We start from the raw sequence: 13,431 nt of genomic DNA on the forward strand, positions 1-13,431 counted from the left end.
GCCGGGAGGGCAGTCGTCAGGCGCGCGAAGCGCGTCAAGCCCGCTGCCGCGAGGTAAGCAGGAATCTCCCGGCTTCAGCCGGGAGAGCACTTCAAACCCACGAGGACCTGACGGTGCCGGACCGTTTGATCGTCTGAGCATGCGCCGTCAGGAGATCCGCGACCGCGTGCCGCTCGCGGTGGTCAACTTGTCATGCCTCGGCTGGCGGCCGCCGGGAGAGCCGAGCTTCCTCCGGTATTCCGTACGAGCGGTGGGCTACGAGCCCTGGGCGACGGCGGTCAACCGCTTCACTCGTCGGAGTCCGGCTGGTTCCGCGCCGCCGCGTACGCCTGGGCCGGTGTCATGGGGACCCCATTGAGGCTGACCGTCTTGTAGGGGCTGACCTCGGCGCATTTCTTGGCCTGGTCCGCGGTGGAGGCGTGGGCGTTGGAGACCGCGGTCTTCGTGTCGGCCGGTGCGGACGACGACGAGCCACCGGGGTAGCTGGTGCCGCTGGGCCAGTCGCTGCCGACCACCAGGATCAGACCCCTGCTTGGGCCCTGCTTCAGATGCGAGGCGGACAGACCCAGGACCTTGGCGGCCGTCAGGGCCTCGCCTTTCTGTCCGCTGCCGTAGGTGAGGGTCGTGGTGGCAGCGGGGTTCGGGGCGTTGGCCGTGGTCGTGCCGGAGCTGAAGCCCTTGTCGATGAGTGCGGTCGCGACGGCCGAGGCGCGGCCGGTGATCCCCGTACCGTTCTCCACCGTCACAGCGACCTCGGAAGCAGGTACGGCCGAGGCGGTGGCCGTGGGTTTCTTGGTCGCGGATGCCGCCGTGGACTTCTTGCCCGACCCGGTGGTCAGTGACTGGTCGTCGGTGATCGTCGCAAACAGGCTCTTGGCGCCCGCACCGACCACCACACGGTTGCTGTCGGCCGAGTCGGGGGCCGTCTGCATCGTCGTGAAAGTCATGCGCTTGGTCGGCACCTTGTTCAGGTCGGATGCGAGCCCGATCAGCTTCTTCACGGTCCCCAGGCCGTCGTCCACGGTCAGCGCCTTGGTGGCGGCGTCAGCGAGGTCGTAGACCGCCGTGGGGTCGGTGAGCGTGCCCGCGCTCTTGAACTTACGGATCATCGCGCTGAGGAAGATGTGCTGGGAGACGGTACGGCCCAGGTCGCTGCCGTCGCCGAACCCGTGCCGCGAACGGACGAACTCCAGCGCGGCAACGCCCTTGAGGGTGTGACTGCCATGGGACAGCTTCAGGTGCGAGTAGGTGTCGTACACGTTGTCGTTGACACAGACGGAGACACCGCCGACCGCGTCGGACATCTTGACCACGCCGGAGAAGTCGAGTTTGACGAAGTGGTCGATGGGGATTCCGGTGAGCTGGTGAACGGTCGCCACCTGGCAGGCCGGGCCGTACTGCAGCGCGCCGTTGATCTGGCCGTAGTAGCCAGCCGTTGACTGGCCGGTTTCCTTGTCCTTGCAGGCCGGCACCTGGGTCATGGTGTCACGGGGGATGCTCATCACGGTGGCGTTGGAGCGGTCGGCGGATATGTGCACCACCATTTGCACGTCGGCGTTGCTGCCGGTCTGCACGCCGGTCCGAGAGCAGCCTCCGCCGAGTTTGCAGTCCGCCTTGCTCGTGCGGCCGTCCGAGCCCATCACCAGGAGGTTGATCGGGGTGCGGCCGAAGGCGTCCGCCTTCTCCGTGCCGCCCTTGCCGTCCAGGGGGACGCTCTGGATGTTGCCGTTCAGGTGCTGGTAGAACCACCAGCCGACACCTGCCGTGCCCAGCACCAAGAGTGCCAGACAGATACCGGCGATCCTGAGCACCCGCCTGCCGCGCTGTACCGGACGGGCCCGACGCGCTCGCCCGCTGCCGCGCGAACGGGAGGCCGCCCTGGACGCGGCCCGGCTGCCCGGAGGACGATCTCCGTCCGACTCCACCGTGCGCTGTCCGGGCACCTGGGACGATCGGCTTCGCGTGGCCCGGCCACCCGAGCCGTCCCACGGGTCGCTCATCTCCCACTCCCATGAACAGTCGGGCCCGGCAGGCCCGGGCCCTCAGGGATGCGGCCGGGCGTGCGCAGGGGCGTACGGGTGGACGAAGCGCGCGTCTACCTCGGTTGCGTAGTTGCGCAATCTAACCAAATCGATGGCCCGAACAGTAGGGATCCCCGCGCAATTCACAGGTGAGGCATCTCATGGAACCTTCCCGAACAAAGATGCGTCCGCGTGAACCTTTGGCCTTCGGATGCCTCGTCTCCGGTGCCTCCCACGGCCTGCGCCTCGGTCGGGCCCCACGGTCGACTGTTCGGCCTGCGCAGCACCTCCAGCACAGTGGGCGCGGGCGCGGAGAGTCCGGGTGAGACTTCGTCTAGGGGTTCGCGTACGGGCGGTGGACCAGGTGTCGCGGTGCCCCTGCCGCAAGGCGGCGGTGGCCTCAGCCACCGGTCCCGTGCAGTTCGCGCAGGGAGGCGAGGTCGGGCTGGGAACGCGCCGTCAGCTGTCCGACCATCACCCGCACCACGGTGACGATGTCAGGGTCATCGACGTAGTAGACCTGCCGTCGGCCCTCACGGCGGGAACTCACGAGTCCGGCGAGCTTCAGCTTGGCCAGGTGCTGGCTGACCGCAGGCAGCGCGCCGCCGACCCGGTCGGCGAGATGCGTGACATCGCTTTCGCCCTGCGACAGCGCCCACATCAGGTGCAGCCGGGCCGAGGAGGCGAGCAACCCGAACGTGGCGGCCGCCTCGGCAAGAACTTCGGCGGACGGATCCTCGAAACCACCGACGCTCCGCGTCACAGCCATCTCCCGCCCACTTCACAGCACTCACGCATGCGCCGCCCAGTGTAGGTGCCCGAGTGTTCGGCTTCCGCGTGCCGAGGCGGGCACACCCCGGGCGCCACTCCCCCGCGCCGCGCCCGCGGCCGGGGGCTGCTGCGGCGCCCTCAGCAGCATGATCGCCGAAGAGGCCTTGCCCATCGCCGACCGGTCGGCAAGCCCACCGGGCCGCCCCTGCGCCCCTACTCACCCTGCGGGAAGCCGGCCGGGAACCGCGGGAAGGGGATCCCGGCCGGACCACCCCAGTGCTGGTCGACGGCACCGCCGTTCCTGCGTGCCGCACTGATCCACTACAGGTGCGATCACCGAGGTCCGGGCGGAAGCCGGACCGCGCGCCAACGCGGGGCCTCGTCGTCGGGGACATCGGGGGAAGGAAAGTGGAAGGGCACCCCGAGGGAGTCGGCCAGCGCCTGGCCCGCCTCCGCGGCGGCGATGCCCGGCGGCGGACGCCCAGGGAGATGGTGAACGATCGCCAGGCCGCGTTCCCCGGCCGGGGCGTCCAGGACCGCGACCAGCACCACGAACCAGTCATGGACGGTATCGCCGTCCCACAGCGCCTCCACCGCGGCCACCTGGCCCGGAAACGCCGCGGCACGCGCTGCGAGTGAGGCGACGTCGAGCGGATCGGGCGGCCTGTACCGCACACGATCACTGAGAGCCTCGTACCGCGCGAGCACCACCTGCTCAGCGTCGCGCAGGCCCAGCCCGAGCGGGCGCAGGGCCTCCAACACGGCCTTGATCGCCATAATCCGGCGATCACGCAGCACATTCGCGTCGACCTCCCGGCGGGTCTCCTCCTCCAGGTGGCCCCACCAGCCGCTCATCGGGGCCCCGGGAAGGGTTCCATGGCGTACGTCATGGGGTGAACGTACGGCAGTACGCCGCGGACAACCCGGCGGCCCCCTCAGAATCGCGGGGTGCTACTCCCCCGTGGCACCGTCGACGGCTTCGCGCAGGAGGTCCGCGTGGCCGACGTGGCGGGCGTACTCCTCGATCACGTGCTCGAGCACGAACCGCACATCGGTGTTCCCGAACTCCGGGTTCGGCACGATCCGCGCAGGGTCGGCGGTCACCTGCGCGAAGACCTGCCGCGATTCCTCGCATGCCTTCAAGTAGTCCTCGTACACGTCCCTGGCCGACGTAGGGTCCGACTCGTCGTACCACTCGTCACCGCCGGCGGTGATGTAGGTCCGGTAGGGGAAGAACTGAGGCGTTGCGCCGGCCAGCGTCCGCTGGAACCAGGCACGCTCGACCCCCTGCAGATGACGCATGAGCCCGAGCAGGGTCAATGCCGAAGACTTCAAAGGCCGTTGCCGCAGTTCCGCGTCCGAAAGTCCCTCGCACTTCCACAAGAAGGTCACTCGGTGGTACTCCAGGTTCGACGCGATCACGTCCAACCATGGGCCTGAAATCATGCGCCGGGGCCGAACGATCTTCTGGACCACGATGTCGCCCACGATGGGTCTCCTACTCGTCATCAGGCTTCTTCGTCGAACGCACGCTGACCTTTCGGGGCTGACGGCGGGGCAGGCCCTACTGTCACCTCACATCAGGTGCGGTCGTCCAAAGAAGACCCTCTTGCGCATGGAAACTCATCGCTCGATTGACTGTTCGCCATTTGTTCGTGTGGCCGTTCGGGGTGGAACGGGGTTCCGGAGCAGGCGAGTTGGCCGATGCGGAGGCAGGGACGCATCCCGCCACTGGGACGGACGACCGACGTCCGGGTGAGTCACCTTTCTCGGCTCGACAGGACCTCCTTGACCTTGGCGAGGGCGAAGCCCCAGCCCTGTGCGACGGTCGGCTTGCCCGGCACGGCCACCTCCTCAGGGTTGGTCAGTACGTCCAGCACGACCGGTCCCGGTGTGTCGAACGCCCGACGCACACTGTCGTGCAGTTCGGCCGGGTCGGTGACCCGGATTCCGGTGAGGCCGAGGGCCGTGGCCACCGCGGCGAAGTCGGGGTTGTCGAGTTCCGTGCCGAACTCGGGCAGGCCCGCCTGCTCCTGTTCCAGCTTGACCATGCCGAGGCGGCGGTTGTCGAAGACGACGAGTTTCACCGGCAGCCTGTACGTCCTGATCGTCATGAGGTCTCCCAGCAGCATGCTCAGCCCTCCGTCGCCGCAGAAGGCGACGATCTGGCGCTCCGGCGCCCAGAGCTGGGCTCCGAGGGCCTGCGGCATGGCATTGGCCATGGAGCCGAGATTGTAGGAGCCGATCAGGCGCCTGGTGCCGGTCATGGTGACGAAGCGGGAGAGCCAGACGGTGGCCATGCCGGTGTCGGAGGTGAAGACGGCGTCCTGGTCCGCGAACGTGTCCACAGCGGCCGCCAGCGCTTCGGGACGGATCTCATGGTCGCGGTTGTCCAGGGCGGCGCGCAGTTTCCCGGTCAAGCGGCGATCGTGGTCGGGGCGAGCCAGCCGCCGCTGTCCTTCCTGCCACTGGGCGAACCGTTCGCGGGCGTCGTCCAGGTGGGCACGGTCGGGTGCCGCTTGCAGCAGCGGAAGCAGGCCACGCAGCGTTGCTCCGACATCGCCGGCGAGGCCCACGGTCACCGGGACCCGGCGGCCCAGGTGCTCCTCACGGGCGTCGATCTGCACGACTTTGCAGTCCTTCGGATACCACTCGCGGTAAGGGAAGTCGGTGCCCAGCATGAGAAGCACATCGCCGTTGTCGAGCGCGTGGGAGGCGGCGGGATTGCCGATGAGTCCGGTCTGGCCGACCTGGAAGACGTTGTCCTCCTCGAAGCCTTCCTTCGCTTTGAGGGTGAGCACCATGGGCGCGGCGAGCAGCTCGGCGGTGCGGAGCACTTCGGCGCGGGCGTCACGCGCCCCGCGGCCGACGAGCAGGGTGACGCGGGAGGCGCTGTTCAGGAGGTCGGCAGCCTCGGCCAGCGCGGGGTCATCGGGCCGCGTGACGGCACGGTGCAGTGCGAAGCGCGTCGGCCGGTCCTCACCGAGTTCCTGGTCCCCCAGGTCACCGGGGACCGTCAGCACGGCCACTCCGCCCTGGCTGACGGCCGCGCGTACGGCCGATTCCAGCATGCGCGGCATCTGGTCCGGAGAGGTGACGGTGGCACGGTAGACGGCCACGTCCCGGAAGAGCAGGTCGTTGTCCACTTCCTGGAAGTACTCGCTGCCGATCTCCGCGAGGGGCACCTGACCGCAGATCGCAAGGACCGGCGTCCGGCTCTTGGCCGCGTCGTAGAGACCGTTGAGGAGGTGGACCGAGCCCGGTCCCACGGTTCCCATGCACACTCCGAGGGTGCCCGAGAGTTGCGACTGGGCCCCTGCGGCGAAGGCCGCGGCCTCTTCGTGCCGGCACCCCACCCAACTCAGCTCCTCCGTGGTGCGGATGGCATCGGTCAGCGGGTTCAGGGCGTCTCCGACGACTCCGAAGACGTGCCTGACGCCCAGTTCCTTGAGTGCGTCGACGATCACATGGGCGACAGTGCGTGCCACAGGAATGCCCTTCGGTCCGGTGAGGCCCCTTGGTACGAGGCGACGGGTCAGTGGGTGAAGCGGTCCGGGTCGGCCGTCTGCCAGTCGGTTGCCCAACTGTCGGGGACTGAAGCGAGCAGTTGTCCGGGCGTGAGCCATTCATGGAGTTCGGCGTAGGAAAGGACGGTGTGCGCGTCCACCCGCTGAAGCAGCATGTGGGGGCGCAGGCCCTGCGGATCGTCGACACCCATCGACGCCATGATCTGGAGGGCACTCTTCACCGTCGCCTGCTGATAGCGGTGAACACGCCGGGACTTGTCTTCGACGTCGACGGCACGACCGCGTCGTCCGTCCTGGGTGGCGACCCCGACCGGGCACGTGTTGGTGTGACAACGCTGCGCCTGGATGCATCCGATCGCGAACATCATGGCGCGGGCGGCGTTGGTGTAATCAGCGCCCTGGAGCAGACGCTTCACCAGGTCACTGCCGGTGGCGACCTTACCGCTGGCAGCGATGCGGATCTGGTTCCGCAGACCGACGCCGACGAGGGCGTTGTGCACGGTCATCAGTCCTTCGCCGAGCGGCAGTCCGACGTTGTCGGCGAACTCGAGGGGAGCCGCGCCCGTTCCGCCCTCGGCGCCGTCGACGATGATGAAGTCCGGCGTGGTGCCTTCGGCCAGCATGGCCTTGCACACGGCGAGGAACTCACGGCGTGAGCCGACGCACAGCTTGAACCCGACGGGTTTGCCATCGGCCAGTTCGCGCATCCGGCCCAGGAAACGGACCAGTTCACGCGGAGTGGAGTACACACGGTGGAAGGGGGGAGAGACGACCGTCTGCCCCTGCGGAACGCCGCGGACCCGCGCGATCTCCGCGTTCACCTTGGCACCCGGCAGGACTCCGCCGATGCCCGGCTTGGCTCCTTGGCTGATCTTCAATGACACACACTTGACCTGCTCGTGCGCCGCCTTGTCGGCGAACTGCCCCTCGTCGAAGCCCCCGTCGTCCGTCCGGCAGCCGAAGTAGCCGGTACCGATCTCCCAGACGAGATCGCCGCCGGGCCGCAGGTGGTACTCGGACAGGCCACCCTCGCCGGTGTCGTGGGCGAAGCCGCCCAGCCGAGCTCCTGTGTTGAGAGCCAGCACCGCGTTGGCCGACAGGGAGCCGAAGCTCATCGCCGAGACGTTGAGCAGGGCCATGTCGTACGGCTGCCTGCAGTCGGGGCCGCCGATCCGGACCCGGGGCGGGTCGTCGAGCACCGGTCGCGGGGCCATGGACGGGGTGAGGTACTCACTGCCGGCCCGGTAGAGGTCGAGTTCCGTGCCGAAGGGTTCCTCGGCGGCTGTTCCCTTGGCCCGTTCGTAGACGATGCTGCGGGTATCGCGGTCAAAAGGGCGCCCGTCGAAGTTGCGCTCGATGAAGTACTGCTGGAGTTCCGGCCGAAGCGCCTCCAGCGCGAAGCGCAGATGCCCGAGCAACGGGTAGTTGCGCAGCACCGAATGCCGCCGTTGAACGAGGTCGTGGACGGCCACCAGCTCGGCCAGGAGCAAGAGGACGGCCACGCCCCAGTACCAGGGAGAGACCAGGACGGCGGCCACCAGACCACCCGCTGCCAGCAAACCGAGCAGAACGACCAGACGTATCTTCAGCACCACGTCCATGTGTCCCCAAACCCGGTCGTCAATCACGAACGGGCGAGTGACCCTGTGCTCCGGCCGGACGGTGGGGGGCTTCACCGCACGCCGGTCCCGGGGCTGCGGCCGGCCACTGTCGGCGCCACCCGGATCGCCCGCCCACTCCTTGGCCGGGCCAGGCGATACCGATGGCCTCCCGCTGGGTAGGGCGCCTCCGGCTTCCGGGTCTGCGGCTCAGCGGCCGGGCAGGAAGTGATCGGCCCAGCGGCGGAGCCCCCACCGTGAGCGGCGAGGCCGGGAATGAACGGGCCGGCGAGCCCGCGCGCCGACCCGACCCGCTTCGGCCGGGCTCCGCTCCCAGTGATCGTCAGGCGACAGCAGGGGCGCCTTGCGTTCCGCCTGGGCCCGGATCTCCATGCGGGAGGCATGAGCGGTGACCTGGAACGCCTCTTCGTAGGAGGCCAGGGCTGCACTCACTGCTCCGCCGGCGAGCCCCCGGCGGCGTATGCGGACAGCCAGCCAGGTCAAGAAGCCCAGGACCGCGGCGAGGCCGCCGAACAAGATGAGGACCGGAACAAGGGCATCCAGGGACGGGAGGGTACTGGCCGACCCCGACGGCCGGACGCCCGGTAGGGCTCGCCGCTGGCCAGGCAGCGCCGGGCCGCACGTGGCCGGTCCCGTGCCAGCCACCAGGACGCACGTTCAGGTGCGGGAGGACGCCGGTTCACCGCTGGGCATCCACGGCGCGGGCTCGGCTGCGCAGTTCTATGCGGGCCGCCGGCATCCGGCCGGGGCCCGACCAGAACGGATGCCACCACAGCCGGGCTGACAGCACCAGTAGACGACGGCGCAGCGCCGTGTTCGCCGCCGGGCGGGACGCGGCGAGGGCGTCGTAGGTGCGGTACCAGGCCACCTGCAGTTGGACCAGATCGTGAGGGAAGGGCTCGGACTCCATACCTCTATTAGTTCACGTGTTCGAATTACGGCTCAAGTCGAGGCTCGCCCGCTGCGCACCGCTGTGACGGAACACTCGGGCACCGGGTGGCGGCCATGCCCGCGCCCCTGGAGTCATGGCCGCCGCCGGGGACGCGGGCATTTGCTCCGGAATCCGATACGTCGGCCCCGGATGCCCTCCGGTCCGGAACCCGCACATTGCCGAGGATGTCCTCCCGCACGGGACCGTTCCTGGAAGGATCCGGTGTCGTGATCGCGAAACCCTCCGACGACCTCGCCGCCGCCTTCGCACGCCTGGGTGGTGAGGAGGACGGGCAGGTCTGGAGCGATCTGTGGAACGACTTGTGCCACCAGGGGTGCGTCTACGACGACAGCTTCCTCGCCCTCCCCCACCTGGCGGCCATCGCAGACGGCCGCGCCCCCGGCGCACCGCAGGAAGCCGTCCTGATGGCGGGCCTCATCGCCTCGGCGGCAGACGACGAGCGCTGCGCACGCTACGCCGGGGAGATCACTGTCCTGCTCCCGGTGGCCCGGCGTCACCTCGATGCGGCGGGCGACGACGCCGTGGCCTTCGTGTACCTACTGCAATGCGTCCTGGCCTTCGAGGGCGAGCGCATATGGAGCACGGGACTGCTTGAAGGCTTGTATGAGCAGGAGTACGAGATCGACTGCCCGCAGTGCGGATCGACGCTGTTCATCGCCTTCGGTGACCATGGCACCTTCGCCTCGGACGGCGACTACGCGACCGCCGAACCGGTCAAGGCAGCACTGCTGCCTGCCGATCCGGCCGCCCTCGCCCCCTTGCCCGCGCGCCTGCATCACACAGCGACCCAGGCGGGTCACGAGGGAGTCGCGCGGGGTCACGTATCTCTTCGGTCACGCCACATGCCCGGCCTGCGACGACGTCTTCGCGGTCTCGGATCAGGTCGAGGCGAGCCACCGGTGAGCGACACTCCCACGCCGCTCGAAGCAGTGGACTGGACAGCCCTCAGGCACGCCTACGGGACGGCCGAGGACGTGCCCGCCATGCTTCGGGACCTCCACCGGCCCACGAAGGCCGCCGCCGCTGCCGACGATCTGCTGACCCACGTCCACCATCAGGGCGGCGGGGTCTACTCCTGCGCTCCGGCCGCTCTCCCCCACATCATCGCGGCCGCCGCGGACCCGGCCGTCGCCGCGGACGTGCGCGGCGAACTCCTCCACCTCGTCGGCTCTCTTGCCGACGCGGGAAACACCGCACAACCCCGCTTCGTCACCTCCGGCTGGCCCGCCGCATGGGACCGGGCGATCACCGACCTGCTGCCGCTGCTCGACGATCCGGTGGCGGCGAACCGCATGGCCGTCGCGGACACCCTCGCCGAAGCTCACCACCGGGCCGACGAGGTGATCGCCGCGCTGCGGGCACGGTGGGACGTGGAGCCCGAACCACAGGCGCGGCTCCACCTCATCGACTCGGCCGGCTCACTGACCGCTCACGCCGGTGAACAGCGGAGCGCATCCCTTCACTGGCTGCGGCAACTCATGGACGGCGCCGAGCCCTCCGTACGGCTCGTCGCCGTGCAGGCCCTGCGCCGCGCGCTGCCGGGGCAGGACGACAGCGCGTACACGCGGACCGTGGCCGACGTCCTGTGCGGCAGCGAACCGAGCACATGGCGGCGGCCGGGAGGCGGTGCGTCCGCGCCGACGGTCGTCTGGGCTGTCGGCCTGCTGGGAGCGGACCGGACCAGCCTGGCCGAGGCTACTCGCGGACTGCTCGGACACCCGGACGCCGCCGTGCGCGCGGGAGCACTTCAGGTGGCCGCCGAGGCGCTCAGCCGCCGGCGCTCAGCCGCCGCCGAGCTGCTGCCGGCCGTGGCCCGTTCGCTGTCCGACCCCGAGCCCGGCAACAGGCTCTTCGCCGCCCGGGTTCTTGGCATGTGCGGGCACGCCGCCCGCCCCTGGGCCGACGCGCTGTCGGCCATGGCCATGGAAGAGGGCGAACCGGATCTGCCCACCCGGTCCCACGCGCTCTGGGCGCTGTCGCGAATCGGAGACGTGCGATGCGTGCCGCCCCTGGCCCGACGCCTGGCCACAGCGCGGCCCGGGTTCGCGTACCACTCGGTCCACGCCGACGGCTGGTGGACGTACGAGCTGAGCCTGAACGAGGTCGCCGCGGGGCTCGGCACCCACGCCGACGTGCTGCTGCCCCCGCTGCGGGCCCGGCTCACCGCCGCCTCCACCCTCGACGAACGCCGCGCGCTCTGCCGGCTGCTGCAGGCGTGGGGCGGAGCGGCCGCCCCCGCGATCCCGGACCTGATCGCCCTCCTGGACACCGACGCCGCGGTATGGGCACTGGACGCCCTCGCCGCGATCGGGTCGGCCGCGGCCGAGACCGTACCCCGCGAACGACTGCGCGCCCTCCTCGACGCCCCGCCCGCGGACCAGCCGTTCGCACCGCGCAGCCTGGCACTCGCCTACGGGCGGCTGACCGGCGACCGGGAGCCCGCGCTGAAACTGCTCCTTCCCCAGCTGGGCGAGCCGTACGGCCAGGACAACGCCGCCACACTGCTGGCGGAGCTGGGGCCGGCAGCCGCGCCGCACGCCGGGCGGCTGCGCGAGCTCCTCCCCCTGCACACGGAGGGCTGGCTGCCGCTGCGCGTCGGCGAAGCACTGTGGCGGATCACCGGCCGGACCGACGAGGTGGTCCCGGCCCTCGTCCGGGCGATCACCCCGTTCGTGGAACGGGGTGGTGCCTACCCGGCGGTCGTCGAGACGGTGAAGCTGCTGGCCGCGATCGGCGCGGACGCCGCCCCCGCGGAGCCCGTCCTGAGAGCGTTGCTCGACGCCGACGAACGGCCCGTCAGGCACGGAACGTGGCGCTCCGTCCCGGAGGACGACGCACTGTGCACCGCCGTACGCGCCGCACTGCTCGCCATCTCCGCGCCCGGCGGTGCCACCTGACATCGTGCGGGCACCACGCCCAGCACCCTCAGGCCAAGCGGGCGGGATGCCATGGACGAAACGGTCGAGTCGAGCCCGCCGGCCGAGCATGCCGCCCGGCGGGCAACAGCCGCCCGCCTCCACAGCATCACCCGGCGACCGGCGACCGGATCGAGCAGGATTGAAGAAGCCACCGTGACCGGGCCGCGGCTAGCGTGATCTGCATGACTTCCATCGCATCCGTCACCCTCGAGGTGGACGACACCGCCGCCGCCCAGAACTTCTACGACACCGCCTTCAAACTCGGCTCCCAGCTGCGCCTGCGGGCCGCCGAGGCACCCACGGCCGGCTTCCGCGGATTCACGATGGCTCTCACCGTGTCCCAGCCGGGCGACGTCACCAGCCTCATCGAGACCGCCCTCGCGGCCGGCGCCACATCACTGAAGCCCGTGTCGAAATCCCTGTGGGGGTACGGCGGCGTCGTACAGGCGCCGGACGGAACGATCTGGAAGATCGCGACCTCGGCGAAGAAGGACACCGGCCCGGCCACGGGAACCATCGACGAGACGGTGCTCCTGCTCGGCGTCGAGGACGTGAAAGCAAGCAAGCGGTTCTACGTCGAGCAGGGCTTGACCGTCGCAAAGAGCTTCGGCGGCAAATACGCGGAATTCGCCACAGCCGAGCCGAACCAGGTCAAACTCGCACTCTACAAGCGCCCCGGGCTGGCCAAAGACCTCGGCGTCCCCAACGACGGCAGCGGATCACACCGGCTCGCCGTCACCAGCTCCACCGGGGCGTTCACCGACCCGGACGGCTTCGCCTGGGAAGCCTCCTCATTGACACCCAGTCACCCCTGACCGCTGCCCCCTGTCTTCTGTCCCTGTCAACGTGGCGGAAAGCGAATTCGCGCCAGAGGTCTACGGCGACGGGCCTTGTTTCGCCGTGGGGACCTGGGTAGCCGGCCAACTGCTTGTCCTGTGACCCCAGTCCATCGAAGAGAGCCAACTGGCCCTCCCTGGGGAAGATCTCGTCGTGCCACTGGACGTGGAACAGAGCGGGGGCTGTGATCCGCCGGGCGTCCGCCGCGATGCGCTCCGGCGCTCCCAGGCCCTTGTGCAGGCCTGGTCCTTGCCGAAGGCCGAACTTGCCGAGGACCACGCAACGGAGCCGGCCGCCCAAGGCGGCCGCCAACGGGATGCCGAACCGGGTTCCCATGGACATCCCCAGGTAGGCGAGGTTGCCAGTGTCCGCGACACCCAAGGAACCAATTGCGTCCACAGCCGCCCGCCAGTCGTCCGTCATCCGGTCGAGGACGACATCGATCCCGTCCTCGGCCATACGGGCCTGGTACTCCGCAGCCGACAGCGGGCTGGGTACCCGTTCGCCGTGGTAGGGCCCGTCGATCGCGAGCACGGCAACACCGGCGCGGGACGCGAACCACCGAGCCAGGCCACAGATCCGTTCACTCTTCTTGTGCCCGCTGCCCCCATGCCCCAACAGCACCAGAGGAGGGGGCACCGAGATGGGCGAAGGCGACAGCCAGAGCACCCCCGGAACCACGTCGGCTTCCCGGCGTAAATGAAACCCCCGCACAACCGCACCGCCGTCCACAACACGGCGGTCGGCCCACACCACTGTCTCGCCCACACAACCACTCAACCAAAG

At 69.7% G+C, this 13,431-nt stretch carries 10 protein-coding genes; 2 read left to right on the forward strand and 8 right to left on the reverse strand.

Features of this window, described 5'->3' with window-relative positions; all coding sequences use genetic code 11:
* Positions 1–287: 287 nt before the first annotated feature.
* From ACZ4N5_RS41805 to ACZ4N5_RS41835, 7 genes are all read right to left on the reverse strand, one after another.
* Positions 288–2,000 carry an LCP family protein gene (locus ACZ4N5_RS41805; RefSeq protein WP_467762205.1) on the reverse strand — a complete coding sequence of 571 codons (1,713 nt, stop codon included), beginning with the start codon at positions 1,998–2,000 and terminating at the stop codon, positions 288–290.
* A 421-nt stretch (positions 2,001–2,421) separates the two neighbouring features.
* Positions 2,422–2,790 (reverse strand): ArsR/SmtB family transcription factor, encoded by a 369-nt coding sequence (locus ACZ4N5_RS41810; protein WP_467762206.1) that lies wholly within the window; start codon positions 2,788–2,790, stop codon positions 2,422–2,424.
* A gap of 335 nt (positions 2,791–3,125) precedes the next feature.
* Positions 3,126–3,647 (reverse strand): hypothetical protein, encoded by a 522-nt coding sequence (locus tag ACZ4N5_RS41815; RefSeq protein WP_467762207.1) that lies wholly within the window; start codon positions 3,645–3,647, stop codon positions 3,126–3,128.
* A 96-nt stretch (positions 3,648–3,743) separates the two neighbouring features.
* A complete protein-coding gene (locus tag ACZ4N5_RS41820) occupies positions 3,744–4,301 on the reverse strand; it encodes a DinB family protein (RefSeq protein WP_467762208.1) in 558 nt (185 codons plus the stop codon).
* Positions 4,302–4,552: 251 nt separating this feature from the next.
* Positions 4,553–6,280 carry a thiamine pyrophosphate-dependent enzyme gene (locus ACZ4N5_RS41825; protein ID WP_467762209.1) on the reverse strand — a complete coding sequence of 576 codons (1,728 nt, stop codon included), beginning with the start codon at positions 6,278–6,280 and terminating at the stop codon, positions 4,553–4,555.
* 47 nt (positions 6,281–6,327) lie between these two features.
* Positions 6,328–7,920 carry an FMN-binding glutamate synthase family protein gene (locus ACZ4N5_RS41830; protein ID WP_467762210.1) on the reverse strand — a complete coding sequence of 531 codons (1,593 nt, stop codon included), beginning with the start codon at positions 7,918–7,920 and terminating at the stop codon, positions 6,328–6,330.
* 697 nt (positions 7,921–8,617) lie between these two features.
* Positions 8,618–8,848 carry a hypothetical protein gene (locus ACZ4N5_RS41835; protein ID WP_467762211.1) on the reverse strand — a complete coding sequence of 77 codons (231 nt, stop codon included), beginning with the start codon at positions 8,846–8,848 and terminating at the stop codon, positions 8,618–8,620.
* A 206-nt stretch (positions 8,849–9,054) separates the two neighbouring features.
* Between ACZ4N5_RS41835 and ACZ4N5_RS41840 the strand changes: the two genes are divergently transcribed.
* Together ACZ4N5_RS41840 and ACZ4N5_RS41845 are read left to right on the forward strand one after the other, a co-directional pair.
* Complete coding sequence (locus tag ACZ4N5_RS41840) at positions 9,055–11,787, forward strand: hypothetical protein (protein WP_467762212.1); 2,733 nt, start codon at positions 9,055–9,057, stop codon at positions 11,785–11,787.
* Positions 11,788–11,990: 203 nt separating this feature from the next.
* The gene (locus ACZ4N5_RS41845) at positions 11,991–12,623 is read left to right on the forward strand and encodes a glyoxalase (RefSeq protein WP_467762213.1); all 633 of its coding nucleotides are present in this window, start codon (positions 11,991–11,993) and stop codon (positions 12,621–12,623) included.
* On the opposite strand, the gene ACZ4N5_RS41850 is transcribed toward ACZ4N5_RS41845, so the two are convergent.
* Positions 12,565–13,413 carry a dienelactone hydrolase family protein gene (locus tag ACZ4N5_RS41850; protein WP_467762214.1) on the reverse strand — a complete coding sequence of 283 codons (849 nt, stop codon included), beginning with the start codon at positions 13,411–13,413 and terminating at the stop codon, positions 12,565–12,567. The genes ACZ4N5_RS41845 and ACZ4N5_RS41850 overlap by 59 nt on opposite strands.
* Positions 13,414–13,431 lie beyond the last annotated feature (18 nt).

It is taken from the genome of Streptomyces sp. NPDC026500 (assembly GCF_055567635.1).